The 26356-nt window shown below is 59.1% G+C and carries 25 protein-coding genes and 1 pseudogene; 14 read left to right on the top strand and 12 right to left on the bottom strand.

Translation table 11 applies throughout. The features are described from left to right. Positions 1-33 precede the first annotated feature (33 nt). The 3 genes from VD17_RS12175 to VD17_RS12165 all read right to left on the bottom strand — a co-directional run bounded on the left by VD17_RS12175 (position 34) and on the right by VD17_RS12165 (position 6148). The gene (locus VD17_RS12175) at positions 34-3708 is read right to left on the bottom strand and encodes a translocation/assembly module TamB domain-containing protein (protein ID WP_046054032.1); all 3675 of its coding nucleotides are present in this window, start codon (positions 3706-3708) and stop codon (positions 34-36) included. Continuing rightward, a complete protein-coding gene (locus VD17_RS12170) occupies positions 3705-5432 on the bottom strand; it encodes an autotransporter assembly complex protein TamA (protein ID WP_046054031.1) in 1728 nt (575 codons plus the stop codon). The genes VD17_RS12175 and VD17_RS12170 overlap by 4 nt, the downstream gene beginning before the upstream one ends. A 65-nt stretch (positions 5433-5497) precedes the next feature. Then, positions 5498-6148 (bottom strand): GNAT family N-acetyltransferase, encoded by a 651-nt coding sequence (locus VD17_RS12165; RefSeq protein WP_046054030.1) that lies wholly within the window; start codon positions 6146-6148, stop codon positions 5498-5500. Between the two features lie 294 nt (positions 6149-6442). On the opposite strand from VD17_RS12165, the gene xthA reads away from it, so the two are divergent. Further along, a complete protein-coding gene (gene xthA / locus VD17_RS12160) occupies positions 6443-7255 on the top strand; it encodes an exodeoxyribonuclease III (protein ID WP_046054029.1) in 813 nt (270 codons plus the stop codon). Between the two features lie 192 nt (positions 7256-7447). After that, complete coding sequence (locus VD17_RS12155) at positions 7448-8788, top strand: substrate-binding domain-containing protein (RefSeq protein ID WP_046054028.1); 1341 nt, start codon at positions 7448-7450, stop codon at positions 8786-8788. Positions 8789-8959: 171 nt separating this feature from the next. Here VD17_RS12155 and VD17_RS12150 read toward each other — a convergent pair whose 3' ends face one another. Further along, positions 8960-9478 carry an ankyrin repeat domain-containing protein gene (locus VD17_RS12150; RefSeq protein ID WP_046054027.1) on the bottom strand — a complete coding sequence of 173 codons (519 nt, stop codon included), beginning with the start codon at positions 9476-9478 and terminating at the stop codon, positions 8960-8962. A gap of 111 nt (positions 9479-9589) precedes the next feature. After that, positions 9590-11428, bottom strand: coding sequence for a long-chain-acyl-CoA synthetase (locus tag VD17_RS12145; protein ID WP_046054026.1), 1839 nt, complete (start codon positions 11426-11428; stop codon positions 9590-9592). Positions 11429-11772: 344 nt separating this feature from the next. On the opposite strand from VD17_RS12145, the gene VD17_RS12140 reads away from it, so the two are divergent. Then, positions 11773-12051 (top strand): DUF3509 domain-containing protein, encoded by a 279-nt coding sequence (locus tag VD17_RS12140; RefSeq protein ID WP_033057131.1) that lies wholly within the window; start codon positions 11773-11775, stop codon positions 12049-12051. Between the two features lie 119 nt (positions 12052-12170). Here VD17_RS12140 and mtnC read toward each other — a convergent pair whose 3' ends face one another. Genes mtnC through aroC form a run of 5 tightly spaced genes read right to left on the bottom strand, consistent with a single transcriptional unit; the run spans position 12171 to position 16305 of the window. After that, the gene (gene mtnC / locus VD17_RS12135; protein WP_046054025.1) at positions 12171-12854 is read right to left on the bottom strand and encodes an acireductone synthase; all 684 of its coding nucleotides are present in this window, start codon (positions 12852-12854) and stop codon (positions 12171-12173) included. Positions 12855-12858: 4 nt separating this feature from the next. After that, entirely contained in the window at positions 12859-13404 is a 546-nt protein-coding gene (locus VD17_RS12130) for a 1,2-dihydroxy-3-keto-5-methylthiopentene dioxygenase (protein WP_046054024.1), read from the bottom strand. 12 nt (positions 13405-13416) lie between these two features. Further along, on the bottom strand, positions 13417-14037 hold the full coding sequence (locus VD17_RS12125; RefSeq protein WP_046054023.1) for a methylthioribulose 1-phosphate dehydratase: 621 nt from the start codon (positions 14035-14037) through the stop codon (positions 13417-13419). Then, the gene (locus VD17_RS12120) at positions 14034-15185 is read right to left on the bottom strand and encodes an MFS transporter (protein ID WP_185753142.1); all 1152 of its coding nucleotides are present in this window, start codon (positions 15183-15185) and stop codon (positions 14034-14036) included. Before VD17_RS12120 ends, VD17_RS12125 begins: the two co-directional genes overlap by 4 nt. Before the next feature lie 28 nt (positions 15186-15213). Then, positions 15214-16305 carry a chorismate synthase gene (aroC, locus tag VD17_RS12115; RefSeq protein ID WP_046054022.1) on the bottom strand — a complete coding sequence of 364 codons (1092 nt, stop codon included), beginning with the start codon at positions 16303-16305 and terminating at the stop codon, positions 15214-15216. Positions 16306-16388: 83 nt separating this feature from the next. On the opposite strand from aroC, the gene VD17_RS12110 reads away from it, so the two are divergent. Together VD17_RS12110 and VD17_RS12105 are read left to right on the top strand one after the other, a co-directional pair. Then, the gene (locus VD17_RS12110) at positions 16389-17387 is read left to right on the top strand and encodes an alpha/beta hydrolase (protein WP_046054021.1); all 999 of its coding nucleotides are present in this window, start codon (positions 16389-16391) and stop codon (positions 17385-17387) included. Between the two features lie 132 nt (positions 17388-17519). Next, a complete protein-coding gene (locus VD17_RS12105) occupies positions 17520-18311 on the top strand; it encodes a hypothetical protein (protein WP_046054020.1) in 792 nt (263 codons plus the stop codon). A 51-nt stretch (positions 18312-18362) separates the two neighbouring features. Here the strand turns inward: VD17_RS12105 and prmB are convergent, their stop codons facing one another. Further along, a complete protein-coding gene (gene prmB / locus VD17_RS12100; protein ID WP_046054019.1) occupies positions 18363-19271 on the bottom strand; it encodes a 50S ribosomal protein L3 N(5)-glutamine methyltransferase in 909 nt (302 codons plus the stop codon). 238 nt (positions 19272-19509) lie between these two features. On the opposite strand from prmB, the gene VD17_RS12095 reads away from it, so the two are divergent. The 8 genes and pseudogenes from VD17_RS12095 to VD17_RS12065 all read left to right on the top strand — a co-directional run bounded on the left by VD17_RS12095 (position 19510) and on the right by VD17_RS12065 (position 24298). Then, a complete protein-coding gene (locus VD17_RS12095) occupies positions 19510-20100 on the top strand; it encodes a cysteine hydrolase family protein (protein WP_033057146.1) in 591 nt (196 codons plus the stop codon). A gap of 131 nt (positions 20101-20231) precedes the next feature. After that, on the top strand, positions 20232-20552 hold the full coding sequence (locus tag VD17_RS12090) for a hypothetical protein (RefSeq protein WP_033057147.1): 321 nt from the start codon (positions 20232-20234) through the stop codon (positions 20550-20552). A 75-nt stretch (positions 20553-20627) separates the two neighbouring features. Continuing rightward, the gene (locus VD17_RS12085; protein WP_046054018.1) at positions 20628-21185 is read left to right on the top strand and encodes a Smr/MutS family protein; all 558 of its coding nucleotides are present in this window, start codon (positions 20628-20630) and stop codon (positions 21183-21185) included. A 69-nt stretch (positions 21186-21254) separates the two neighbouring features. Beyond that, positions 21255-21989, top strand: a complete 735-nt coding sequence (locus tag VD17_RS12080) for an XRE family transcriptional regulator (protein ID WP_046054017.1) — start codon at positions 21255-21257, stop codon at positions 21987-21989. 257 nt (positions 21990-22246) lie between these two features. Next, positions 22247-22921 carry a polysaccharide lyase family 7 protein gene (locus VD17_RS12075; RefSeq protein WP_046054016.1) on the top strand — a complete coding sequence of 225 codons (675 nt, stop codon included), beginning with the start codon at positions 22247-22249 and terminating at the stop codon, positions 22919-22921. 94 nt (positions 22922-23015) lie between these two features. Further along, positions 23016-23257, top strand: a pseudogene (locus tag VD17_RS32585) (site-specific integrase); the annotation flags it as partial. A 22-nt stretch (positions 23258-23279) separates the two neighbouring features. Next, positions 23280-23825 (top strand): GTP cyclohydrolase I FolE, encoded by a 546-nt coding sequence (folE, locus tag VD17_RS12070; RefSeq protein WP_010456659.1) that lies wholly within the window; start codon positions 23280-23282, stop codon positions 23823-23825. A gap of 101 nt (positions 23826-23926) precedes the next feature. Next, on the top strand, positions 23927-24298 hold the full coding sequence (locus VD17_RS12065) for a glutathione S-transferase N-terminal domain-containing protein (RefSeq protein ID WP_046054015.1): 372 nt from the start codon (positions 23927-23929) through the stop codon (positions 24296-24298). 192 nt (positions 24299-24490) lie between these two features. Here the strand turns inward: VD17_RS12065 and VD17_RS12060 are convergent, their stop codons facing one another. After that, positions 24491-25657: an aminotransferase-like domain-containing protein gene (locus tag VD17_RS12060; protein ID WP_046054014.1), complete on the bottom strand. Its 1167-nt coding sequence runs from the start codon at positions 25655-25657 to the stop codon at positions 24491-24493. An 81-nt stretch (positions 25658-25738) separates the two neighbouring features. Here VD17_RS12060 and VD17_RS12055 point away from each other — a divergent pair, with 81 nt between their 5' ends. Next, positions 25739-26182: a MarR family winged helix-turn-helix transcriptional regulator gene (locus VD17_RS12055; RefSeq protein WP_046054013.1), complete on the top strand. Its 444-nt coding sequence runs from the start codon at positions 25739-25741 to the stop codon at positions 26180-26182. Positions 26183-26356 lie beyond the last annotated feature (174 nt).

Genomic DNA, 26356 nt, shown 5'->3' with positions numbered 1-26356 from the left:
GGCGAAGCCTGCGATCTTTTGCTCTTGAAGGGACTAAAAATCCCGCTTGTAGAAGATGTCCAGCGAACTGGCCACGCCGCCCGCCGCTTCGAGGTAGACCTTCTTGCTCAGCTTGTAACGCAAGGCGATGGTGTTGGCCGGCTCGAACACGCCAACGCCATAACGCAGGCTGAGCTTCTCGGAGATATTGCCGCTGGCTACCACGCTGGTGGCGTTGCCGCTGCCCTGGGTGTCGAGCTGAAAGTCCTGAATGCCCAGGTTCTTGGCCAACCCGCTGGTCACCCCCGAACTGCCCATCAAGCCCAACCCCAGCGCGGCTTGGGCAAGCATGTTGTTGTCCTCACCGCTGGTGCTCAGCGGACGCCCCAGCACCAGATAGGACAACGCCTGTTCCTGGCTCATCGCCGGTTCGGAGAAGATCTGCGTGGTCGGCTGCTCGGCGCTGCCGCTCAGGCGAATGCCGGCGATCACGTCGTCGGTCTGGCGAATCGCTTCGATGTCCAGATACGGCTGGTCGATCGGGCCGGCAAACAGCAAACGCGCCCGGCGCACGGTCAATCGCTGACCGTAGGCACGATAACGCCCATCGTTGAGCCAGAGCTCGCCGCGGGTGTCCATGTTGTCGCCGATGTGTACATGACCTTGCAGGTTGGCGGTCAGACCAAACCCGGCAAAGCTGAGTTTGTCCTGCCCGACCACCACATCGATGTCCATCGCCATGGCCATCGGTGGTTTGCCCTCTTCGGTCTGCTGACCAACGATCACCGTGTCATCGGACACCTTGACCGTCGACGGCGGCAACTCTCGCACGGTGATCTCGCCTTTCGGCACCAGCACCTTGCCGGTAATCGCCAGTTTGTCGTCCTTCAGCGAAATCTTCAGGTCCGGCGCCATTTCCAGCTTGGCGTACGGCTCGACGGTGACGGGCAATTGCGTGCCTTTGAGCGCCAGATCCACCACCAACGCCTGACCCCAGGCGATGTTGCCGCTCAAGGTGCCCTGCCCGGTCTTGCCACTTTTCCAGCCGCCGTTCATTTGCACGGTTTCGCCAGCGATCACAGCTTGAAGTTGCAGCGCTTCGAGGTCCATCGGCAGTTCAGGCCCGGAAATCTCGCCGTCGCTGAGCAACAGATTGCCGTTGACCTGCGGCGCCAGCAGCGTACCTGCGAGCGTGCCGCTGCCATTCAAGCGTCCGGTCAGTTTCTCGACCATCGGCACAAATGGCCGTGCTACGGACAGGTCCAGTCCATTCAATCGGAACGAGCCGGTCAGTGGCTTGTCCTTCGGTAACGGATTGATCTGCGCCTGGAGCATAAGCTCGCCGAGCTTGCCGCCGACGAAATTGAGGTCAGTGTCGATGCGCTTGGGCGTGAGTTTGCTGTTCAGTTTCAGGGTCTGATACGGGAAGTCCAGCCACTGGTCCTTCTCCTTGATGCGCAACGTGCCGCCGCTGGCATCGACGCTGATCTGGCCGTTCGGGCCGCTGGCCGGCAGGTCCAGTTGCAAGTCGGCGTTAAGCCGGCCTTTCCAGGCGAAATCTTTCGGCAACCACTGCGCCAGGCTGTCGATCGGGAACTGTTTGAGGTGATAACGCAGCTTTGGCTCAGGCATCAGGCGCTGATCCTCACCGCACAGGCTGGCCGGGCCGGACGTCCAGCAATGAGCGCCAAAATTGATCTTGCCGTCCGCCAGCCGTTCAAGCTTCGCCGGACCTTGCAGCTTCCAGTCCTGCCCACCGGCCTGGATATCGCCGCTGGCCAAGCGCCCGCGCCAATTGCCTTTGTCCAGATTGCCATCGAGGCCGAGCGCGAGTTTCAGCTTCGGCCCTTGCAGGTCGAGGGCGAGTTTCTGGTTTTTGATATCGCCCTGACCGCTGGCGGTCAGCGTGCCCAGAGACGTCTCACCGGACTGAATGCCGCTGCCCTTGAGGTCGATTTTGGCCCGTTGCGCGCTGTCGAGGGTCGCGTCCAGGTTCAGGCTTTGCAGGCGATTGTCTTCGAAGGCCAGTTGCGTACCTTGCAGCCCGAGCTTGCCTTGCGGGGCCTTGAGCGTCCCGGCGACATCGATGCGACCATTGACCTGGCCGCGCAGTTGCGGCCACAGCTGAGCCAGTCGTGGCAGCTTGATATCGATCTGACCGGCGAGCTTCTGTTGCAGGCTGCCCTTGCCGTTGATGCTGTTGTCGCCGAGGCGAATTTGCAACGCGTTCAGGTTCCATTGCTCACCGCCGCCATCGGCTTTGGCTTGCAGAACGGCTGGTTGGCCGCGCAGTTTGCCTTTCAAGTCGAGATCGGCGGTCAGGCTGAGTTTTTCATTCTTCATCTCGCCTTTGCTGCGCAACGGTCCGGCCAGGATGCCTGGTAATTCCGCGACCCAGTACGCCGGGTTGATCGCCGAGAGGTCCAGCGCGGTGTCCCAGGCAATGCCGTCGGCGAATTGCAGGTTCAGGTGCCCTTCGGCCTTGCCCTGCCCGGCTTCGAGTTGAATTTGTTGCAGGTAGATTTTCGTCAGATCGCCGCTGAACGGGCTGGTCAGGCTGAACGCTCCGGCCGGGCCGTCGAGTGCGGCGTTGAAGTGCCCCATGTACTGGCCGTCGGTGTAGGAGACTTCACCGTTGAAGCTGCGCAACGCCACTTCTGGCTCGTCGATCAGCGGATAGAGGCGATGCCACGGGAAATCCAGCCAGTCGATTTTTGCGTCGGCGCTCAGGCCTTTGCTCCAGTCGAGATTGCCGGTGAGTTTCAGGCTTTGCTTGTCGTTGGCCGTGAGGTCCAACCCGGCGATCTGAGCGCCGTTGGCGTCGACCTTGCCTTGCAGCAACAACGCGACCGGGCCAAGTTCTGCGGGCAACGTGGCTTTGCCGAGCAACTGGTAACCGTTTTTCAAGTCGCCGTCGCCGGTGAGTTCCAGTTGGTTGAGCTGCAGGGTGTCCGGCAGATCGGCACCGGGCTTAAAGCCGTCAGCGGTGATCCGCACCTTCGCCGGCAGGTTTTCCACCAGCGGCTGCAGTTCGCCAGTCAACTGTCCGTTGAGGTAACCGCTGCTGTCGGCTTTCAGGTTCAGGGTTTTCAGCAGATCGCCGTCGACCTTCAGGGCCAGCGTCCAAGGCCCGGTGCCGGGGGCTGGCAGGGTCAGTTTGCCTTCGGCCTTGAGCGGCCAGTTTCCGCCGGGTTGCAGCAGGCCTGAAAGATTCAGGCTCAGGTCATCCCTTTGCAAATGAACCGAATCGATCTGCAAACCGTTGGCCGTCCAGTGCGCCGCCAGTTGCAGACCCTTGAGTTCTTCGCTGCCGTTAAACATCAGGCTACCGACCTGGACATCGCCCAGCTCGATGGCCAAGGGCAGTTTCAAATCCGGGAGACTGATCGGCCCGCTGCTTTCTTCTTCCGTGCCTGGCGGGAATTGCAGGCTGACTTGATCGGCTTTCAATTGCTCGATGCACAGGGTCATGCGCGTCAGGCACAGCGGCGACCAGGCGAAAATCACCTTGTCCAGCTCAACCCGGCTGCTGTCCTGCTGCCACAGCACATGGTCGGCACTCCACTGCCCGCCTAAACGACCCTGGAAATTCTCGACGGTCAAACCTGGCACAAAGCCGAGCGCCCAACGACTGCCCGTCGCCGTGCCAAGCACCGTGGCCACGGTCAAAACGACCAGCATCAGCAGCGCCAGAATCGCCAGCAGCGTTATTTTCAAACCACGCTTCACAGCTCAGGCCCCATGGAAAAGTGCAATCGAATGCCGCCGTCGTCGTCCATCGCATGGGCCAGGTCGAGGCGTATCGGCCCCACCGGCGAAACCCAGCGCACACCGATGCCGACGCCGGTCTTGAGGTCCGGCAGTTCGAGGGTATTGAAGGAGTTGCCTTGGTCGATGAAGGTCGCGACCCGCCATTTTTCGGCGATGGAGTACTGATACTCGACGCTGCCGGCGATCATGTAGCGGCCACCGATTCGGTCGCCCTCGGAGTTTTCCGGGGACAGACTCTGGTAGTCGTAGCCGCGCACGCTCTGATCGCCACCGGCAAAGAAGCGCAGCGACGGCGGCACCGATTTGTAGACGTTGGTGGCGCTGCCGCCGACCTGCACCCGCCCGAGGAAGCGGTGTTTGTCGAAGACCGTGGTCAAGCCTTTCACCAACGCGGTGCCGTAGACCAGATTGGTGTCGGAGCCCAACCCTTCCTTGGCCACTTTGGTCTCGAATGCCAGGCGATAGCCGTTGTGCGGGTCGATGCGGTTATCACTTTTAAGATAGGAATAGCTGACGCCAGGCATCAGCAACGTGCTGAGCCCCGAGTCGTCGCCGAGCCTGTATTCCTCGCGCTGCCACTTGAGCGACACCACCCGCTGCCAACCGCTGGGCAGCTTGCTGTGCCACTCGGGGCCGAGGGTCAACAGTTTGCTGAGGGAGTCCTTGTCGGCAATTTCTTCGTTCTGATAGCCACCGGCGAACCGCAGCTTGTCAGTCAGCGGTGGGTCCAGGGGAATGTCATAGAACACACCGACGTTCTGCCGAGGCGCCGAAACTTCGGTCTCCCAGCCATAGCTGTGCCCTTGAGGGTTGACCCAGTGCCGGGTCCAGTTGGCCTTGACCCGCGGGCCGACGTCGGTGGAATAACCCAGCCCCAGCCCCATGGTCCGTGGTTTGCGCGTTTCGAGTTTGACGTCCACCGGGATCACGTCATTCTTGGACGCCGTCGGCGCCGCATCCACCCGCACGCTTTCGAAATAGCCGCTCGATTGCATGGCCTGATTGAGTTCGGCGATCAGTTCGGAGTCATAAGGCGCGCCCGCCTTGAATGGCACCATGCGCAGCAGCAAGTCTTCGTCGAACGGCGTGTCACCTTCGAAACTGACCTTGCCCAGTGAATAACGCGGGCCGCTGTTGTAGATCAGTTCGATGTCGGCGACGCCGGCTCGCGGGTCGACCGACAATTTCTGGCTGCTGAAGTAACCGCTGAAAAAGCCATAGCGCGAGGCCTGATTCTGAATCAGACGCTTCGCGTCTTCGTAATGGCCATGGTTGAGCACTGCGCCGGTTTTCAGCGCATTGCTTTTGGGTACACGGAAGGATTTGAGGGTGGCGGCCGGGCCGTCGATGCGAATAGTGACGTTGCGCAAATGCACCGGCTCGCCGGGATCGATGTTCAGCACCAGGCGCGGCGTCTTGCCGCCCTTCACATCCGAGTCGATCTGCGGCTGGTAATAACCCAAGGCCTGGGCGGCCTTGCGCGCCTGTTCTTCGGCGCCGCGACTGAAGCGCAGCAAGGCTTCCTCGTCACGATCGCCGAGGCTGCCGATATAGCCCTCTATATTGGCTTTCAGTTCATCGTTGGACGGTTTGATCCGAACATCCAATTCACTTTGGGCCAGCGCTGCGCAGCTGGTAATCAGCATCAGCACGCCGCTGGTAATTCTTCCTGGAAACTTCATAGGCGCGAATGCTATCACGAGCTTGGGAGCGTGATAGAGCCTGGCGTGCAGTGAAAGTTCTACCTTTATGCCGTTGCTGTTTGTAACACCTGCGGGTTGGCGTGGAAAAACACGTGTTCGCGAATCGGTCCTACGGCGACCTCACCAATTTCCTCATAACCCTGACGCTTATAGAACTCCAGATAACGAGGATTCCCGGTATCGAGGATTACGCCCTCGGAGTGTTCATCTACTGCGCACCAGTTGTGCACCGCTTGCAGCAATTGTTCGCCAAAGTGCTTGCCCTGAAATTGCGGATGAACCCCCAGCAATGGCAGCAGGTGCACCGAGTCGGACGGCACGCAAGCCATCACGGCATCGTGATACTCAAGATAACGTCGGGTGCAGCGAAAACCGGTGCTGAGCACCATTCGCAGACGCCAGGCCCAACTCTCTGTGATGCCCAGGCGACGTTGCGGCGGCGCGATCAGCGCGATGCCGATCAACCGGTCGTTGACCAGCAGGCCGATGGCCGGTAAGTCCTGAAGAAAGTGTTGTGTGACCAACTCGCGCACGGTGGCGCGGACCCGCTGTTCATAACCGGGACGCTCCGCTTCGAACAGGTAGCCGAACGTCGGCTCATGCCGGTAAGCCTGGTACAACAGCGAACGCGCTTCGCGGGAGTAGCCGTTGTCGAGCATGTGAATATCGGCGATGACGGTCGAGGTTTCGGGCATAACGATATTTCTCCCCGGGACAGCTCAAATGGCTGTGCTCTTCTGGTTACGAGCTTATAGCGCTGGCACAGTTCCTTTCTGATCCGAATCAGTGTTGGCTGTGATGCCGCCATCGCGAGCAAGCTCGCTCCCACAAAGGTATAGACCAGACTCATTACCTGTGGGAGCGAGCTTGCTCGCGATGGCGTCCTTATTGTCGACACAAGGCTTACTGACACACACGAATCGTCTCCCCCACACTGGCCCCATTCCTACATGTCAGCTAGCATCGCCCTTTTGCCAGGACTGCCGACCATGAAGATCGTCTCCTTCAACATCAACGGGCTGCGCGCTCGCCCCCATCAGCTGGCGGCGCTGATCGAAAAGCATCAGCCAGACGTGATCGGACTGCAGGAAACCAAGGTTCACGACGACCAATTCCCGCTGGCCGAGGTTCAGGCGCTGGGCTATCACGTGTATTTCCATGGTCAAAAAGGTCATTACGGCGTGGCCCTGCTCTCGCGTCTTGAACCTATCGCGCTTCACAAAGGTTTCACCACCGATGAAGAAGACGCTCAGCGCCGCTTCATCTGGGGCACGTTCGCCGATGCCAATGGCGTGCCGGTGACCATCATGAACGGCTATTTCCCACAGGGCGAAAGCCGCGATCACCCGACCAAGTTCCCGGCCAAGGAACGCTTTTACAACGATCTGCAGCAATTGCTGGAAAGCCAGTTCAGCAACGATCAGCCGCTGGTGGTGATGGGCGACGTGAACATTTCCCCGGAAGACTGCGACATCGGTATCGGCCCGGACAACATGAAACGCTGGCTGAAAACCGGCAAATGCAGCTTCCTGCCGGAAGAACGCGAGTGGATGGCCCGTTTGAAGAACTGGGGCCTGGTGGACAGTTTCCGTCACTTGAACCCGGAGGTGGCCGACCGTTTCAGCTGGTTCGACTACCGTAGCCGCGGTTTTGAGGATGAGCCCAAGCGTGGGCTGCGGATTGACGTGATCATGGCATCCCACGGATTGTTGCCACGCGTGAAGGATGCGGGTGTGGATTACGAATTGCGCGGGATGGAAAAACCGTCGGATCATGCGCCGATCTGGCTTGAGTTGAGCTGATCTCTACCTATCGACATAGATCAACTGTGGGAGCGAGCCTGCTCGCGAAAGCGGTGTGTCATTCGATATTGATGTCGACTGAAACACCGCTTTCGCGAGCAGGCTCGCTCCCACAATGTCGATAACTGTCATCTTTCAGAAACCTTACTGACTTATTCTCCCGGCACTTCCTTTGGCTTATAAGGTGCCGGCATGACGCTGCGCGTGTTGTTCCTGTTGATGCTGTGCGCCTGGCTGCCGCTGACGGCGTCGGCTGGCGCTTTGCCGACGCCCGAGTCTGGCCCGGTGCTGCGCATCCAGGGTTCCAACACCATTGGCGCGGCATTGGGCCCGGCGTTGGTTGAGGGGTTGATGCGCGAACAGGGTCTGCTGAAGATTCACAGCGAGGCCCCGGACAAAGCCAACGAACTGCGCGTCATCGGCGAAACCGTTCAGGGCCGCCGGGTCGTGGTGGACGTCGCGGCCCACGGTTCCAGCACCGGTTTCACCGCCCTGAAAACCGCCACCGCGGACCTCGCCGCCTCCTCGCGCCCGATCAAGGACAGCGAACGGGCAGACCTTACACGCTTGGGCGACTTTAAAAGCGCCGGCGCCGAGCAGGTCATCGCCATCGATGGTCTGGCGATCATTCTTCATCCGCAAAATCCGTTGAGTGAACTGAACACCGAACAACTGGCGCGAATTTTCAGCGGCGAGGCGAAAACCTGGGAAGAACTCGGCGGCAGCGGTGGGACGATTCATCTCTATGCGCGGGATGACCAATCGGGCACCTACGACACGCTCAAGGAATTGGTCCTCAGCCGTCGTGGGAAAACGCTGAGCAGCACTGCGAAACGTTTCGAATCCAGCGAGCAATTGTCCGACGCGGTCAGCCTCGACCCGCAAGGTATCGGCTTCATCGGCCTGCCTTACGTGCGTCAGGCCAAAGCCGTGGCGATTGCCGATGGCCAATCCCAAGCCATGCTGCCGCTCAACAGCCTGATTGCCACGGAAGACTATCCATTGTCCCGCCGGCTGTTCTTTTACCTGCCGCCCAATGGGAAAAATCCCTGGGCCGAAGCACTGGTGGCGTTCGCCCAAAGCAGCAAGGGTCAGGCGATTGTCGCGGCCAATGGTTTTATCGCCCAGACCGTCCAGGCCATGACCGTCACACCGAACGCGCTGATGCCCGAGGGTTATCAGGCGCTCAGTCGCCACGCCCAACGACTGACGGTGAATTTCCGCTTCGAAGAAGGCAGTGCGACGCTGGACAACAAGGCCCGGCAGGACCTGTGGCGGGTATTCGACTATATAAAGCAGCGTGACAAGACCAATCGGCAGGTGACGCTGGTGGGGTTTGGCGACGCCAAGAGTGATCCGGCGCGGGCCGATCTGCTGTCGAAACTGCGCGCCATGGCGGTGCGGCGGGAACTGGTGAAAAGCGGTGTGGTGTTTCGCGAGATTCGTGGTTTTGGCGCCGAGATGCCAGTGGCGGCCAATAGCGCGGATGAGGGGCGAATCAAGAATCGGCGGGTTGAGGTGTGGGTGTATTGATGGTGTGTGTGTGTGTGTAGCAGCTGTCGAGCCTGCGAGGCTGCGTTCGGCTGCGAAGCAGTCGTGAAATCAGACGATGCGGTGTTTCAGGGAGACCGCACATACAGGTTTTACGACTGCTGCGCAGCCGAACGCAGCCTCGCAAGCTCGACAGCTGCTACATGGCCAGAATTAGCCGAGCAATTTCTCAAGCTGCGCCGTGGTGTCCGTCGCGCCCATGGTCTTGGCGGCATCCAGCGCAGAGACGCCGTTGGCGTCCTTGGCTTTCGGGTCGGCGCCTTTGCTGATCAGGTAGTCGACGATTTCGACGCGATTGAACATCGCCGCCATCATCAGCGCAGTACGGCCGTCGAAGGACGAACCTTCCACTTGCGCGCCGCCTTCAACCAGTGCCTTGACCACCGCCAGGTCACCCTTGAAGGCCGCACCGGCAATCGGGCTCTGGCCGTTGTCGTTGCGGATTTCCGGATCGGCCTTGTGTTCGAGCAGGACTTTTACGGTATCCACATGGCCGTGGTAAGCGGCCAGCATCAACAAGGTGTCGCCCTTGTGGTTACGCAGGTTCGGCGGCAGGCCCTTGGTCAACAGCGCAGCCATCATGGCCGCATCGCCCTCCCGCGCCTTGTTGAATACCTGTTCGGCAAATTCAGCGGCTTCTTCGGGGGTCATCTGGCGGCTTTGGTCTGACATTGGGCACTCCACGTTCTGTTATTCGCAAAGTCGACAGTTTCCCGAGCAGCCCCGAGGCTGTCACTTCTTTTTTCTCATGGAAGGCCATAGGCACATTCAATAGCGCTGCATTCAATAACGAAAAGCGCCGCCGTGAATATCCGCCAGCAACTGCGGAGTGACCTGCACGTAAGTCTGGGTCCCCGGCAACCAGGCATAGATCGGATCATCGCCGGTTTTACCGGGGTCGAAGGCTTCATCCTTGAGGCGGGTCTTCTGGTATTTGAAGGTGCCGGTGGTCTCCATTTTCACTTTCACTCGCAAGAACAACGGCACCGCATAGGCGGGCATTTGCTCCCGGGCGAAGGCCAGCAGTTCGCTGAAATCCAGGGTCGCCAAGGACTCCGCTGGCGTAATCGCCGCCATCCCCGCACGCCCGTTGGTGTTGCGGATTTCCACGCCGTAGGCCACGGCTTCGGAAATATTCGGGTGTTGCAAAAGGATGTTCTCGACCTCGGTGGTCGAGACGTTTTCACCCTTCCAGCGGAAGGTATCTCCCAACCGGTCGACAAACTGCGCATGACCAAAACCGATGTTGCGCAGCAGGTCACCGGTATTGAAGTAACGGTCGCCCTTCTCGAACACGTCGTGCAACACAACCTTTTCGGTCTTCTGTGGATCGGTGTAGCCGTCGAGCGGCGCCTTGTCGTCGATCTTCGCCAGCAACAGCCCCTGTTCGCCTTTGGCAACTTTGCGCATGAAGCCGTTGGCATCCCGAATCGGCGCACCGCTGTCGTGGTCGTAGACCACCAACTCCCATGACATCAGGGAAAAACCGACGGTGTTATCAAAGTTGAGGATATTGGTGAAGCCGATGTTGCCGTCGCTGGCGGCGTAGAGCTCGCAGATGTGATTCACCGCAAAACGTGTCTTGAACTCGCCCCACGCGCCGGGGCGAAGTCCATTGCCGATCATCTTTGTCACGCTGTGCTTGCTGTCGCCGGCGCTGGGCGGTTGATCCACCAGGTAGCGGCACATTTCGCCGACGTAACCGAGGGTGGTCGCGCGGTACTTGCGCACATCGTTCCAGAATTGACTGGCGCTGAACTTGCGGCGAATGGCAAAGCCCGAGGCGCCACTGATCGCCGAGCCCCAGCACACGCACAGCCCGGTGGCGTGATAGAGCGGCAAGGTGCAATAGACGACATCCTCCGGGCGCATATCCAAGGCGATCAGCCCGAAGCTTGCAGAGCTGCGCATCCAGCGACCGTGCTTGAACACCCCGGCCTTGGGCAAGCCGGTGGTGCCCGAGGTGTAGATATAGAAACAAGGGTCGTCGAAAAAAACCTGCTGACTGCTGGCGGGGTTGGCGCTGGAACTGTCGGCACTGGCGGTCATCAGGTTGATGAACCCGTCGGGCGCAATGCCCGGATGGCTGAAGGTGTCTCGATCAGCGACGAACCAGGTACACGCCGCGTCGATCGACACCCTTTCGCGAACCGCCGAAAACGCCGGGACCAGCTCTTCTCCGACAATGATCGCCGCGGGTGCCACCAGATTCAGGCTGTGAGCCAGGGTATCGCGGGTTTGCGAGGTATTGAGCAAGGCACTGATTGCGCCGACCTTGGCCACCGCCAGAATCGTCACCAGCAGTTCCGGGCGATTCTCGATAAACACCGCCACGACATCGCCCTTGCGGATGCCTTGGGCAATCAGATGATGGGCAATTCGATTGGCCCATTGGTTGACCTGAGCATACGTCAGCACCACTTCACCCTGAAGCAACGCCGGGCCATCGGGATTGCGCAACGTCGCTTGTTCGAAGCTCCAGCCCAGGCCGCACGGCTGGGTCGGGTCCTTGACGTTGGCGGCCTTCATGCCTTTCACCACGCGAGGAATGGCTTTGGCAATGGAAGGCAGCTTGCGGAGCATCATGCCCCAGGTAATCGTGTCGTGCGGCGTGCGGCTCATGATTGCTCCCGGTCGATCTTTTTATTGTTCGGGCGACGTTGATTGAGGCCGAAAATACGTCAGCGGTTCCTGAGCTGTACACGCGGTTTTTGAAATGATTTGTATCCACGTCTGCGGCATTGGAAATCGTGAGTTTGCGCCGGGCAATTGGTTCCATCCAATCGACGTCGACCACGCAAAATGCAGGATGCACGATGGCGATTCATGCAGATTGCACGAAAGTGCAAAATCACCTAAAAACTAACTGATTGATATATAAGGATTTTTTTAAAATCAGGTGCTGGCACAATCACTGCAACTACCTCTGCATGCTTGCCATTCAAGGGCTAACGGAGCTGATAGACATGAACCTGATCCAAGAAAAATTTTCGTCCCTGTTCTCCAACTTCGAAGTGACCACCCAGCCACGTCCGGACGGCGGCATTCTGCTGACGTTGAGCAGCACCGACGGCAAACTCTTCAAACGCTCGATTTCTTACCAGCAATTGCATGCTGGCGATCAGTTGACTTGGGTGATCAGTGCCATTCGCCGTGACATCGCCGAACAGGCCAGCGAACTGCCGCAGATTTCCATGCTGCAAAGCCAGCAGCGGTTTGCCCTGCCGACGTATCACTCGGCTTAAACCCCAAAATACTGTGGGAGCGAGCTTGCTCGCGATGGCGGCTGAACATTCAACACTTGTGTTGATTGACAGACCGCTATCGCGAGCAAGCTCGCTCCCACAGGGTTGGTCTTCGTGGCTTAAAAAGTGGAAGGATCGATCTGCGCAAAACTGTCGACGGTCACATGCCCCGCCAGCTCCCCGCCTTCACGGGCCAGCCCGCACGTAGCCATTCCCGCTGTGCGCGCCGCGTCCAGTTCCTCGACGATGTCGGACAGAAACAGGATCTGCGAAGCGTCCAGGCCAATGGCTTGGGTAATGCGCTTGTAGGATTGCGCTTCACGCTTGGGCCCCGAGGTGGTGTCGAAATAACCGCTGAACAGTGGTGACAGATCCCCCGCTTCTGAGCAGCCAAAGATCAGCTTTTGCGCCTGGATCGAACCGGACGAATAAACAAACAGTTTGAAGCCATCCTGATGCCAGCGTTTGAGCGCTTCAACGGCGTCCGGGTAAACGTGGCCTTTCAACTCTCCGGCCTGATAACCCTGCTCCCAGACCATGCCTTGCAACGCTTTCAGCGGTGTGGCTTTGCGGTCTTCGGCGATCCAGCTCAGAAGAATATCGACCACCCGCTCGACGTCGGCGTTCGGCTCGCTGGTATCCCGGCGAACGGTGTCCAGTTGCTCGGCAACATCCGCGCGCGCAGCGTTCTGGCGAACAAAATCCGGCAAGTGTTTGGCCGCGTAGGGAAACAGCACGTCGAACACAAAACTCACCGCGCTCATAGTGCCTTCGATGTCGGTGAGAATTGCTTTGATCGGCATCGCCTCAGTCCTCAAGCCGCGGGAAGCGACTGGCGATGTCGTCGCCGGTGAAGTTCGCCACCCAGCCTTCAGGGTTGTTGAACAGACGGATCGCGACGAAATGCGGATGTTCGCCCATGTCGAACCAGTGCGGGGTGCCGGCCGGGACCGAGATCAGGTCGTTTTTCTCGCAGAGCACCGCGTAGACGTAATCATCGATGTGCAGGGTGAACAGCCCACGGCCGGCGACGAAAAATCGTACTTCGTCTTCGCCATGGCAATGTTCGTCGAGAAACCTGGCGCGCAATTCGGCTTTTTGCGGGTGATCGCTGTTCAGGCTGATGACGTCGACGGTGAGGTAGCCGCGCTCGGTCATCAGCTTGTCGATTTGCTCTTGATACGCGGCGATCACTTCTTCCTGACTGGCGCCGGGCTGGATTTTCGCCGCGGCTTGCCAGCGGTCGAAACGCACGCCCTGCTCGGCCAGGGTCGAGGCGATGTCTTCTAAATGCGTCAGCACCTTGTTTGGCAAATCAGGGCTTGAGACGTGGTAAACGGACAGGCTGCTCATCAGGGCAACTCCTTAACGGTTCAACAGCGAGCGCGCCTTCAACTCGCACTCGAACAAAAATTCAAAGGCTTCGATCTGCCGCAGTGCATCGCTCATGCGCGCACCCCAGGTGTAGAGACCGTGGCCGCGGATCAGGTAGCCGATACAATCGGGATGGGCTTCAAGCCAAGGCTGCACCTTGGCGGCGAGGCGCGCAATGTCCTGATCGTTGTCGAAAATCGGCACACGTACCCGGGATTCGTGGGTCGACACTCCGCTGAAGGCTTTTTGCAGTTCGTAGTCTTCGAACTCGATGAAGTCTTGCGGCGTCAGGCGCGACAGCACCGTGGCGTTCACCGAATGCGTGTGCAGCACCGCGCCGATTTCCGGGCGCCAGCGGTAGAGCTGGGTGTGCAGCAGGGTTTCGGCGGACGGTTTTTTGCCCGGTTCCAGGCTGTTGCCGGACAGATCGGTAGCCAGCACATCGTCGGGGCCGAGTTGACCTTTGTGCTTGCCGGACACCGTCAGTAGCGCTTCAGTCGGCGACAGGCGCGTCGAGTAGTTGCTGCTGGTGGCCGGCGACCAGCCGCGGCCATACAGAAAACGCCCGGCATCGATGATTTCCTGGGCGAGTTGCTCACGGGTGAGGCTCATGGCCTGTCCTCTTGCATACGTGTGGCAATGATAACGGCTGCCGCGAGGGCTGCGAGGCTGGCAATACTAAAGGTCAATGCGGGGCCGAGGGCATTCCAGCTGTAGCCGGAATACAACGCGCCCAGTGCGCCGCCGGTACCGGCCAGTGCAGCGTACAACGCCTGGCCCTGCCCTTGCTGGCGTGCGCCGAAGCTACGTTGCACGAACTGGATGGCAGCCGCGTGAAAGCTGCCGAATGTCGCCGCGTGCAGCACTTGGGCAAACAACAGCACCCAAAGGAACTCGGCGAACGAACCGAGCAACAACCAACGCAGCGCTGCCAGCAGAAAACTCGCCAGCAACACCCGCCGCACGGAGAAACGCGCGAGGATCTTGCTCATGGCCAGAAACATCAAGACTTCGGCGACCACCCCGACCGCCCAAAGCAAGCCGATCAGCCCACGGCTGTACCCGAGTCGCTCCAGGTGCAAGGTCAGAAAGGTGTAATAAGGACCGTGGCTCATCTGCATCAGCGCCACGCAAGCGTAAAACGCCAACACCCCGGGATTACGCAATTGCTTGAGAAACCCATCTCCCGCAATTCGATTGCCCTGAGCCGGTTGGGCGTTCGGCACCCACAAACTGCTGACCACGATCCCGGCCATGATCAGCACCAGCGTCACCGGGTAGATATCCAGGCTCAACCCTTCGAACAGCCGGCCAAGCGCGACCACGGTGATGATGAAACCGATGGAACCCCACAGGCGGATCTGGCTGTAACGGTTAGTCTGGCCCTGCAAGTGCGCCAACGTGATGACTTCGAACTGCGGCAACACCGCGTGCCAGAAAAACGCGTGCAAGGCCATGACCATTGCCAGCCAGGCGTAGGTCTTGCTGACGAAAATCAGCGAGAACGTCAGTAACGTACAGACCGCACCGAAGCGCACGATAACCAGGCGTCGGCCGGTGTAATCACCGAGCCAGCCCCAGATGTTCGGCGCCACGCAGCGCATCAGCATCGGGATCGCCACCAGCTCGCCGATGCGCGCGCTGGAAAAGCCCAGGTGATCGAAGTACAGCGCCAGAAACGGCGCTGTCGAACCGAGCAAGGCGAAATAGAACAGATAGAAACTGGAGAGCCGCCAGTACGGGAGCGCCGCCACCGTCATCAGACCGCAGCGGCCGTGAGGTCAGCCATTAAAGCTGACCCAGCACCGGCGTGCTCACGCGCACGTCCAGGTTCTGCCCACGGTGACGCAGCAGGTGATCCATCAACACGATGGCCATCATCGCTTCGGCAATCGGCGTGGCGCGGATGCCGACGCACGGGTCGTGGCGACCCTTGGTGACGACTTCCACCGGGTTGCCATGGATGTCGATGGAACGGCCCGGCGTAGTGATGCTCGAGGTCGGCTTGAGCGCCAGGTGCGCGACGATCGGCTGCCCCGACGAAATGCCACCCAAAATGCCGCCCGCATTGTTGCTGAGGAAACCTTGCGGGGTCATTTCATCGCGGTGTTCGGTGCCGCGCTGGGCAACGCTGGCGAAACCGGCGCCGATTTCCACGCCTTTGACCGCGTTGATGCTCATCAGCGCGTGAGCGAGTTCGGCATCGAGTCGGTCGAAGATCGGCTCGCCGAGGCCCGGCATTACGCCTTCAGCGACGACGGTAATCTTCGCGCCAACCGAATCCTGGTCGCGGCGCAACTGGTCCATATAGGCTTCCAGCTCCGGGACCTTGTCTGGATCAGGGCTGAAGAAAGCGTTCTGTTCCACCGAATCCCAGGTCTTGAACGGGATTTCGATCGGGCCGAGCTGGCTCATGTAGCCACGAATGACGATGCCCTGAGTGGCCAGGTATTTTTTCGCAATCGCACCGGCTGCCACGCGCATGGCCGTTTCACGGGCCGAGCTGCGACCGCCGCCACGGTAATCGCGCTCGCCGTATTTGTGGTGATAGGTGTAGTCGGCGTGGGCCGGGCGGAACAGGTCCTTGATCGCCGAGTAATCCTTGGACTTCTGGTCGGTATTGCGGATCAACAGGCCGATGGAGCAACCGGTGGTGCGCCCTTCGAACACGCCGGAGAGGATTTCGACTTCGTCGGCTTCCTGGCGCTGGGTGGTGTGGCGGCTGGTGCCGGGTTTGCGGCGATCCAGGTCACGCTGCAGATCCTCCAGAGAGATCTCCAGGCCCGGCGGGCAGCCGTCGACAATGGCGACCAACGCCGGACCATGGCTTTCGCCCGCGGTGGTGACAGTGAACAGCTTGCCGTAGGTATTGCCGGACATGCAGGACGCTCCGTGAATTCGAACCAAATACGTAATGCGCGCCAGTATACGCAGGCTACCCAACTAGTTCATCCTCGAACCTTATGGGTGCCTGCGAGTCCAACCGGCATCTTGTTCATGATGGCGTGATGATGCTGCGAGTTATAGCCTTGAGCCTTACCCTGTTTACCGGCTTTGTACAGGCCACTGTCCTGCAACGCCCGATCACGTTGGACACCGGCACCGGCGAGCTTTTCGGCTCGTTATTGCTACCCAAGTCCGACACGCCGGTACCGGTTGTCCTGATCATTTCCGGCTCCGGTCCTACGGATCGTGACGGAAACAACCCCGACGGCGGACGCAACGACAGCCTCAAGCGTCTCGCTTGGGTACTGGCCAAACACAACATCGCCAGCGTGCGTTATGACAAACGCGGCGTGGCGGCGAGCCTTGCGGCGACCCCGGATGAACGCAATCTGTCGGTTGAAGCCTACGTGGCCGACGCCGAGGCCTGGGGCCGGAAGCTCAAAACCGACCCGCGCTTTGGCCAACTGATCCTGCTGGGCCACAGTGAAGGCGCCTTGATCGCCAGCCTCGCGGCGCCGAGCCTGGATGCCGACGCGGTCATTTCCATGTCCGGCAGCGCCCGGCCGATCGATCAGGTGCTGCGCCAACAATTAAGCAATCGCCTGCCGCCACCGCTGATGCTGCGCAGCAATGAATTGCTCGACAGCCTCAAGGCCGGTCACACCGACGACAACGTGCCGCCACAGTTGCAGGTGATTTTCCGCCCGAGCGTGCAGCCGTATCTGATTTCATTGTTCCGCCAGGACCCGGCGGCGGCGTTCGCCAAGTTGAAGATGCCGGCACTGATCATCCAGGGCAGCAATGACATCCAGGTCGGTGTCGGTGACGCCAGGCTGTTGAAGGCTGCCAAACCGGACGCCGAGCTGGCGCTGATCGAAGGCATGAACCACGTCATGCGCATCGTGCCCAACGATGTAAAACGGCAATTGGCCTCTTACAAAGATCCGCAATTGCCACTGGCGGCCGAACTCGGCGCGCGAATCCTCGGGTTTATTGACGGACTTCGCACCAGTTAAGCGGTGTTCGGGGGCGTGAAAACTGGTTGAGAACGCCCCCTAGCCCTCCAGTCCTGAAAAAAACGGCCGATAAGCCTTTGTCGCCAGCGCTATGACTGGCGGCAAGCAGAGCTTGGACAGGATCTCGCCGTTATGACTGATACCCAGACTTCACCCGACACCACTGCTGAAAAAGACGCACCACCAGCGGTCGAGCTGCCGTGGGCGGACGTCCACGCCGAGCACCACAAGATGCTCCGTCTGGCGCCATTGCAAACCGACCGCAACACCGGTGGACGGCCGCTGCGCTTTGTTGAATTCGGTTACGCCGAACGGAACAACAAGGAACACAGCCTGATGCGCATGAGCATTTCGCTGCCCGGCCAGCGCGTGCGCAAGGAACAGAATCATCTGGACGTGTGGGTCGATCACGCCACCAAGCGCGTGCATTTCGGGCCTGACAGCGGTTTGCAGATCGAACCGATGAACCGTGGCATCGGTCGCTTCATGGCCGCTCAGGGCATTACCTGGGCGAAAAAGAGATGGCCCGGCTACACCGTCGACGGCACCGACCTGAACAACAAGGATGCGCTGAACGAAGACACGCGCCTGCGCCGCGATCACTTTTTGCGGATGCACGGTTTCGACGTGATCTACGCCGACGCCCAGCATTTGAAGGGCAGCGTCAAAGAGGTACAGGTCGGCGACCTGCTGGGTGACTGGAGCACGGAAAAATTGCAGGTCGTGGAAATTCTTGAGGCGGCGCAGATGCTCCAGCAAGCCGAGCAAAATCTCGCCGAGCAGGAAGTCAAACTCAAGAAACACGAAGAAAAGGTCAGCAAGTACAAACGCGAAGACGCCGGGCTGCGCTTTACCATTACCTGTCTGGTGGCGTTTGCGGTGTTTCAGGCGGGGTTGTTGATCTGGATAGCCACGCACCGCTGAAGGTTTTTTGTGGCGAGGGGATTTATCCCCTCGCCACAGGAGTCAGTCAGGTCAGACGCGAGAAGCAAACAGCGCCTGATGATCACGGCACTGTTCCGCCGTCAGCATGAACACGCCATGCCCTCCGCGCTCGAAATCGAGCCAGGCGAAATCGACTTCCGGGTACAGCGCCGAGACGTGAACCTGGCTGTTGCCCACTTCGACAATCAGCAAGCCCTTCTCGGTCAGGTGATCGGCCGCTTCGGCGAGCATGCGACGCACCAGGTTCAAACCATCATCACCGCAGGCCAGGCCCAGCTCCGGTTCGTGCTGGTATTCGTCCGGCATGTCGGCGAAATCTTCCGCATCGACGTAAGGCGGGTTCGACACGATCAGGTCGAAACGCTGACCCGGCAAACCATCGAAACCATCCCCCTGAACCGTGTACACCCGCTCATCGACGCCATGGCGCTCAATGTTCTGGTTGGCCACTTCCAGCGCTTCGAACGACAGATCGGCCAATACCACTTCGGCGTTCTGGAACTCGTAGGCACAGGCGATACCGATGCAGCCGGAACCGGTACACAGATCGAGAATCCGCGCAGGCTCGGCGCCCAGCCACGGATTGAAACGTTTTTCGATCAGCTCGCCAATCGGCGAACGCGGGATCAATACGCGCTCATCGACAATGAACGACATGCCGCAAAACCACGCTTCGCCCAACAGGTAGGCGGTAGGAATACGTTCTTCGATACGGCGCTTGAGCAAGCGCTGCAGCTTGACCAGTTCGTCTTCTTCAAGATTGCAGTCGAGGTAGCTGTCGGCGATTTCCCACGGCAAGTGCAAGGCACCCAACACCAACTGACGTGCTTCGTCCCAGGCGTTGTCGGTCCCATGGCCGAAAAACAGATCCTCCCCATGGAAGCGGCTGACGGCCCAACGGATATGGTCACGCAGGGTACGAAGTCGGGAAGTGATCACGGGGCAAACTCCAAAAAAAACGACTGGCGATTCTAACAGCCAAAACGCGTCTCGACGACGCGGGAAAACTACCAGGGCGAATGTAGGACTATTCTGTTTTTTCGTCCGGTTATTGAACAAAACGGGACTATTGACAAGGCTGCGAGCCAGAAAAGACGGCGTCTACGATGGTAGCGATTCACAGAAGCGCTCAGCCAGAGGACAATGTCGCAAAAGCCCCACTCGAAGGAGCCCCAGAATGTCCGTTCCAAAAACGATGTTTCAACTCAGCGGCCGCGGTTATGCAGCAGCTGTTCTGAGCCATGCGACCCTTGTCATCATCGATGCCCAGAAAGAATACCTCAGCGGCCCGTTGGCCCTGATTGGCATGGATGCTGCCGTCGCGAACATCAAGCAACTGGTGGCCGCTGCCCGTGCAGCCGGCCGGCCGATCGTCCATGTCCGCCACCTCGGCACCGTCGGTGGGCTGTTCGATCCACAAGGTGAGCGCGGTGAGTTCATCCCGGGGCTGGAACCACAGGGCGACGAAACCATCATCGGTAAATTGCTGCCAAGTGCGTTTCACGGCACCGAACTGCTGGAACGCTTGCAGAATCTCGGTTCGCTGGACCTGATCGTGTGCGGTTTCATGAGCCACTCCAGCGTCAGCACCACGGTGCGCGCCGCGAAGAACCTGGGCTTTCGTTGCACGCTGGTGGAAGACGCCTGCGCGACTCGCGACCTGCCTTACAAGGGCGGCGTGTTGAGCGCAGACCACGTTCAGCAGACCGAAATGGCGATCATGGCGGACAACTTCGCCACCCTCGCGCTGACTCACGAACTGATCTGATCGGCGTTCGATGAGCGGTCCATGCCGCCGCTCATCCGCAAAAGCCTATCATTTGCTGTAATTGTCTTAGCCTCAGGAACATCCCGGTCAACTCCCGGTCGAAGGGCCGATACCCATTGAGGAAGGTCGGAATGAAGTTATCCGATGGTTTTGACGCTCGCCGCTTGCGGCCCAAAGGCCAACGCAACTGGCGTTTTCGAATCGGCGCGGCATTTGCAGCCTTGCTGTCGATGTGCGGAGTGTTGCTGGCGATGGCAGGCATAGCCAGCCTGCTTGGTCACGCACCTGCCCTGGGCGAGTTGAATACCAACCGGGTCGGTTCGGCAGTGATTCTGGCGATTGGCCTGTTCGTGCTGTACCTCGGCGTGTGGCTGTGGCGTCGCTGCCGTCGCCGCTCGCGGCAGTCGCAAGAGCTGAACATCTCCCCGCACTTGATGAAAAAGCACGACTGAGCCGAGCGCTGCGCGTTTTCTCGCGCCCCATTCGCCTCGAGTTGGGTAAACTGGCCGCCCTTCGCGGAGGCTGACATGCAAGACGACGATTTTTCCCTGTTCAAAAGCGCGATCCAAGGCGTCAAGCCGATCAAACACGATCGCGCCGAAACCGGCAAACCCAAAGCTGACCGCGCACAAATCGCCAAGTTGCGACAAGCCGCCACCGTACGTACCGATGCCACCACCGTTGACGGGCTGTCCGATCAGTTCGTTATCGATGTTGGCCCGGAAGACGAGCTGATGTGGGCGCGTGACGGTGTTCAGGAAAGCCAGATGCGCAAGCTCAGGATCGGACAGATTCCGTTTGAAGGCAGCCTCGACCTTCATGGCATGAGCGTGGAAAAGGCCCGGGAAACCCTCTGGGCGTTTCTGGCCGAAGCGACCAAATTCGAAATCCGCTGCGTGCGCGTCACCCACGGCAAGGCCGTGCGTCTGGATGGCAAGCGGCCGATGATCAAAAGCCACGTCAACACCTGGCTGCGCCAACATTCACAAGTGCTCGGCTTCACCTCGTGCCAAGCGAAACACGGCGGCGCCGGAGCGGTTTATGTGATGCTCAAACGGACCATGATGGAAGGTCGCGACGAATAAAGCGGTCGCCTGGCAAATTATCGGGATAACGATTTGCAATGATATGGGAGCTCCCGTAATACTTCGCAGATGGAATTTAAAGAACGACTCAAAGCAGCCCGCCAACACGCCAAGCTCAATCAGACCGAGCTTGCCGAGCGCGCAGGCCTGACGCAAACCTCAATCTCCGACCTTGAGCGCGGGAAATCGAAGGCAACAGCCTTTGTTGCCCAGATCGCTTCAGCGTGTGGCATTTCACCGATGTGGCTGGCTGAAGGTGTCGGTGACATGCTTAAAGGGGTGTCCGATGCGGCTCCGTTGAATCGCCCCCCTCCAAGCGTTTCAATGTCAGACATCCGGCCTTGGGACGACAGCACGCCCCTGGATGACGATGAGGTTTATGTTCCTTTCCTGCGTGAAGTTGAGCTGGCGGCCGGTTCAGGGCGTTTCGTGATCGCAGAAAACGACAGCGCCAGGCTGCGTTTCTTCAAGAAAGACCTGCGTCACAACAACGTGCAGTTCAACAACGCCAAGTGCGTGGTGGTGAGCGGAAACAGCATGCTCCCGGTACTGCGCGACGGCGCTACGGTTGGCATGAACGTCGGAAAGAACTCGCTGGGCGACATCGTCGACGGCGAAATGTACGCGATCAACCACAACGGCCAGCTCCGCGTGAAACAGATCTACCGCTTGCCCAGTGGCATCCGCCTACGCAGCTTCAACCGTGACGAGCATCCGGACGAGGACTACACCTTCGCCGAGATTCAGCAACAGCAGATTGCGATCCTGGGCCATGTCTTTTGGTGGGCGATGTATTCGCGATAAAATCGACATCCAAGAAAAGCCCGCCAAGCGCGGGCTTTTTTTGTACCTGAAATATAGGCGCGGAATAAAATATGGGAATACCCATTGACATAAAATATGGGAAATCCCATATTGGTATTCAAGCCAACGGGAAATCGACCGGAAGCTGCCAGGCATCACTTCTGCCCATTCACTGAGTGGGCAGTGGGATGTAGGCCTGCATCAAACGCAAGGCTCATTAGAGCAAAAAGCGACATCAATGGACTGAGGCAAAAACCATGACTGTAGACATCAGCAACTTCACCATCGCTACCCCGCTTCCAATCTCCGACACCAACCCGATTGCGCTTGAGCTCATCGGCTGGCGCGCACTGATCGAATGCCCCGACGTCATCTCAATGCTTGATGATGGTTCGCTGCAGATGACGGCGCCGACACTTGGAGCCTCGAGCAAGAGCACGCTACGAACCCGCTGCGAGTGGAAGGAGCCAGGTTACTGGCTGTTCTCCAGCGCAGCGGACCACTGGAACCGACAAGAAATGCGCCTGACCAAAGTCAACTCGCTGCAGAAAGTCGTGATCGCCCAGATTCATGTGAAGGGTTCAGAACGACCTCCGGTAAAGGTGTTCTGGAACAAAGGAAAAATCACCATGGGGTTCCGGTCAAGCTACCTCCAGGACGATCCAGTCAACTCGACGGTGTTGGAAAACGTACCGCTCGGTGCACTTTTCAATATCAGCATTCACGCCAATTCGAGCGGCGCCGTCTCTGTATCGGCTAGTTGTAACGGCGTCCAATCCACTTCCGCGATCATGCGCCTCGACAACACCTGGGACACGAAAACGCTCGCCTTCCACGGTGGCGTGTACAACCAGGTCGATTACTCCGACACCACCGACCCGCTAGACGGCTCTGTCTGCATCATCAGCGATCTGTCCATCACTCACGTCTGATACGACCTGCTCGGCCTGATGAAACAATCGGGCTTCTGGGAAGCATCACTGCTGCACCTTGGCGACAGGGTGTAGCGGGATGCACAAACCCGAAATGACCGATTTGGGGATTCGCGCCCACCGGCAATACAACTGCCGGCACACATACGCTACCATGTGCCTCATGTCGGGGATGAACCCTGCGTTTACCGCCACTCAGCTCGGTCATAGCGTTCAGATGTTGCTATCGACCTCACCCGATGGATCAACGCCAGCACAGACTGGGGCGAACCCGGGACGCTCGAAAACAGCTTGATTGGTACAAAATGGGTACAGACAGAAACAGTACCCCTCTGAAACCCGTATGGAATCAGCCTCTGTGACACTGGAACAGAACTACACCGCGATTCTCGGCCAATTGGGCGAGGACGTCTCCCGCGAGGGCCTGCTCGACACGCCAAAACGTGCCGCCAAAGCCATGCAGTACCTCTGCCGCGGTTATGAACAGACACTGGAAGAGGTCACCAATGGTGCCTTGTTCAGCTCCGACAACAGCGAAATGGTGCTGGTGAAGGACATCGAGCTCTACTCGTTGTGCGAACACCACCTGCTGCCGTTTATCGGCAAGGCTCACGTCGCCTACATCCCGAGCGGCAAGGTATTGGGCCTGTCGAAAGTCGCGCGGATCGTCGATATGTACGCCCGCCGCCTGCAGATCCAGGAAAACCTCAGCCGCCAGATCGCCGATGCGGTCCAGCAAGTCACCGGCGCCCTGGGCGTTGCAGTGGTGATCGAGGCCAAGCACATGTGCATGATGATGCGCGGTGTGGAGAAACAGAATTCGTCGATGATCACGTCGGTGATGCTGGGTGAGTTCCGCGAAAACGCGGCCACCCGCAGCGAGTTTCTCAGCCTGATCAAGTAATTCGCAGCAGAAGAAAACCGGCATTCATCGCCGGTTTTTTTTCGCCTGTGAAAAATCAGGTAAGCTGCGCGCCTTCTGTTTGCCCTTGTGAGGCTTATACCGTGTTCGTTAAAGCGCTTCGTGTCGGCCTTGGCCAACTGATCATCTTCATCGACTTCATTACCCGCCCCGGCAAAAAGCAGCGCCCTGCCGAGGTTCAGGCGCAGGTCAACACGGCTGCCAAGGGCCTGACCCTGTATCAGTTCCACGCTTGCCCGTTCTGCGTGAAAACCCGCCGCACCCTGCGCCGCTTGAACGTGCCGGTGACGCTGCGCGACGCGAAGAACAACGAACAGGATCGCCAGGCCCTGCTGGAACAGGGCGGCAAGATCAAGGTGCCGTGCCTGCGCATCGAAGAGAATGGCCAGACGACCTGGATGTATGAGTCCAAGGTGATCATCGATTACCTGGACAAGCGGTTTGCTGCTGCCTGATGGTTTTGTGCTGGGGCTGATGACCTCATCGCGAGCAAGCTCGCTCCCACAGTGGTTTGTGGGATGATGAAGATCTGTGATCAACGCTGATCCCCTGTGGGAGCGAGCTTGCTCGCGAAGAGGCCGGCCCAGGCGCCACAAAATCCAGACCAAAAAAAACCGGCCCCAGAGCCGGTTTATTTGTTTCTGCCCTCAGGCAGCTTGCGCAGCCTGCGCCTGGCGCACCACCGCTGCCAGCCTTTTGAGCCCTTCGTCCAGCCGTGCCGGGTCGATGTGGCTGAAGTTCAGGCGCAAATGCCCCGGATTGTTGTCCGGTTCAGGGAAGAACGGTTCGCCCGGCATGAACGCCACATCCGTTGCCAGTGCAGCCTTGAGCAACGTACGCGTGTCCAGCGGCTGCTTGAGAGTCAGCCAGAAAAACAGCCCGCCCTGCGGCACGTTCCAGTCCGCCAAATCCGCAAAATGCGTTTCCAGGGCTGACTGGAACGCGTCCCGACGAACCCGGTAGAAGTCCCGCAGCTCGCTCAAGTGATGCTGGAATTTGTCGGTGCCGATCCACTGCAGCGCTTGCCACTGGCCCACGCGATTGGTGTGCAGGTCGGCCGATTGCTTGAGTTTCAGCAAGTGCGGAAAGAGATCCGGACTGGCGATCAGATAGCCGACTCGCAGTCCGGGCAGCAGGGTTTTCGACACGGTGCCGGTGTAGATCCAGCTGGCCTTTTTCAAGCGACTGACAATTGGCGTGGCACTACCACCGTCGAAGGTCAGCTCGCGGTAAGGCTCGTCTTCGACCAAGGTCACGCCGAACTCATCCAGCAAGGCTGCCACGGCATCGCGCTTGGCTTCGCTGTAGCGCACGGCCGAAGGATTCTGAAAAGTCGGGATCAGGTAGATGAACGCCGGACGGTGTTTTTCCAGACGAGTACGCAACTGAGCCAGGTTCGGGCCATCAGCCTCCAGCGGGACAGTGATGCAGTCGGCGCCGAACAGCTGAAAAATCTGCAACGCCGCCAGATAAGTTGGCGCTTCGAGCAAAATCTCGGTGCCGTTGTCGATGTACAGCTTGGCCGCCAGATCGAGGGTTTGCTGGGAGCCGCTGACCACCAACACCTGACTCGCCTCGCAGGGTACACCCAGCGCCCGCGCCTCTGCTGCCAGCGCTTCACGCAACGCAGGCTCACCTTCGCTCATGCCGTATTGGCCCATGGACAGCGGCATGTCGGCCCACTCGACTTTCGGCAGCATGGCTTCGGCCGGCAAGCCGCCAGCGAATGACATCACTTCCGGGCGCTGGGCAGCGGCGAGGATTTCACGGATCAAAGAACTTTTAAGACGCGAGATACGTTCGGAAAATGCCATGGGGTCACCGGTAGCGAGGCCTGAGGGAAATGAGTCAAACTGGTTGACCGAAATTACGACAGACCGAACGGATACGTCAATATGCTTGACCTTAAAAACCCCGCGACTCAGCAACAGGCGATGGAAGCGTTTTTCTTCGGTTACCAGGCATTCACCGCGAAAGCCGACGAAATGCTCGAGCGCCGTGGCTTGAGCCGGGTGCATCAACGCATTGTGTTTTTCATCGCGCGCTACCCGAATTTGAGCGTCAAGGAGCTGTTGGCATTGCTCGGGGTGACGAAGCAGGCGCTGAACATTCCGCTGCGTCAATTGGTGGAAATGCATCTGGTGAACAGTGTCGCGTCCCAGACCGACAAGCGTAAGCGGCTGTTGGAGCTAACCGACGATGGCGCGCGTTTCGAGCAGTCGTTGCGGCGTGAGCAGGTGAAATTACTGGAGCGGGTGTTTGCCGAGGCTGGGGAGACGGCGGTGAATGGCTGGCTGGCGGTGAATCTTGCACTTGGCGAGAACCAACAAAAAATCTGATCTCTGAAAATCCATCGCGAGCAGGCTCGCTCCCACAGGGGAATGCGCTCAACTGTAGGAGCGAGCCTGCTCCGGGCGGCGTTCCGACGAAGGCGTCTTCACAGCCGATATATCCCTATTGCCAAACTTTTCGTCTACAAAATCAAAAACATTATTTGCTTTATTTGTATACAA

This window comes from Pseudomonas fluorescens (assembly GCF_000968015.1).
GTDB classification, from domain to species: Bacteria; Pseudomonadota; Gammaproteobacteria; order Pseudomonadales; family Pseudomonadaceae; genus Aquipseudomonas; species Aquipseudomonas fluorescens_W.
The sequence above is the reverse complement of the archived record's forward strand: the minus strand, read 5'-3'. Positions and strand labels throughout refer to the sequence as shown.

Coding starts and splice junctions, on each gene's coding strand:
- VD17_RS12170 (WP_046054031.1), bottom strand. CDS start 5,432: ATGAAGTTTCCAGGAAGAATTACCAGCGGCGTGCTGATGCTGATTACC.
- VD17_RS12150 (WP_046054027.1), bottom strand. CDS start 9,478: ATGTCAGACCAAAGCCGCCAGATGACCCCCGAAGAAGCCGCTGAATTT.
- xthA (WP_046054029.1), top strand. CDS start 6,443: ATGAAGATCGTCTCCTTCAACATCAACGGGCTGCGCGCTCGCCCCCAT.
- VD17_RS12060 (WP_046054014.1), bottom strand. CDS start 25,657: ATGGCATTTTCCGAACGTATCTCGCGTCTTAAAAGTTCTTTGATCCGT.
- VD17_RS12140 (WP_033057131.1), top strand. CDS start 11,773: ATGAACCTGATCCAAGAAAAATTTTCGTCCCTGTTCTCCAACTTCGAA.
- VD17_RS12130 (WP_046054024.1), bottom strand. CDS start 13,404: ATGAGCAGCCTGTCCGTTTACCACGTCTCAAGCCCTGATTTGCCAAAC.
- VD17_RS12165 (WP_046054030.1), bottom strand. CDS start 6,148: ATGCCCGAAACCTCGACCGTCATCGCCGATATTCACATGCTCGACAAC.
- VD17_RS12110 (WP_046054021.1), top strand. CDS start 16,389: ATGGGTGCCTGCGAGTCCAACCGGCATCTTGTTCATGATGGCGTGATG.
- VD17_RS12090 (WP_033057147.1), top strand. CDS start 20,232: ATGAAGTTATCCGATGGTTTTGACGCTCGCCGCTTGCGGCCCAAAGGC.
- mtnC (WP_046054025.1), bottom strand. CDS start 12,854: ATGCCGATCAAAGCAATTCTCACCGACATCGAAGGCACTATGAGCGCG.
- VD17_RS12080 (WP_046054017.1), top strand. CDS start 21,255: ATGGAATTTAAAGAACGACTCAAAGCAGCCCGCCAACACGCCAAGCTC.
- aroC (WP_046054022.1), bottom strand. CDS start 16,305: ATGTCCGGCAATACCTACGGCAAGCTGTTCACTGTCACCACCGCGGGC.
- VD17_RS12095 (WP_033057146.1), top strand. CDS start 19,510: ATGTCCGTTCCAAAAACGATGTTTCAACTCAGCGGCCGCGGTTATGCA.
- VD17_RS12075 (WP_046054016.1), top strand. CDS start 22,247: ATGACTGTAGACATCAGCAACTTCACCATCGCTACCCCGCTTCCAATC.
- VD17_RS12105 (WP_046054020.1), top strand. CDS start 17,520: ATGACTGATACCCAGACTTCACCCGACACCACTGCTGAAAAAGACGCA.
- VD17_RS12055 (WP_046054013.1), top strand. CDS start 25,739: ATGCTTGACCTTAAAAACCCCGCGACTCAGCAACAGGCGATGGAAGCG.
- VD17_RS12145 (WP_046054026.1), bottom strand. CDS start 11,428: ATGAGCCGCACGCCGCACGACACGATTACCTGGGGCATGATGCTCCGC.
- VD17_RS12125 (WP_046054023.1), bottom strand. CDS start 14,037: ATGAGCCTCACCCGTGAGCAACTCGCCCAGGAAATCATCGATGCCGGG.
- VD17_RS12120 (WP_185753142.1), bottom strand. CDS start 15,185: ATGACGGTGGCGGCGCTCCCGTACTGGCGGCTCTCCAGTTTCTATCTG.
- VD17_RS12155 (WP_046054028.1), top strand. CDS start 7,448: ATGACGCTGCGCGTGTTGTTCCTGTTGATGCTGTGCGCCTGGCTGCCG.
- VD17_RS12085 (WP_046054018.1), top strand. CDS start 20,628: ATGCAAGACGACGATTTTTCCCTGTTCAAAAGCGCGATCCAAGGCGTC.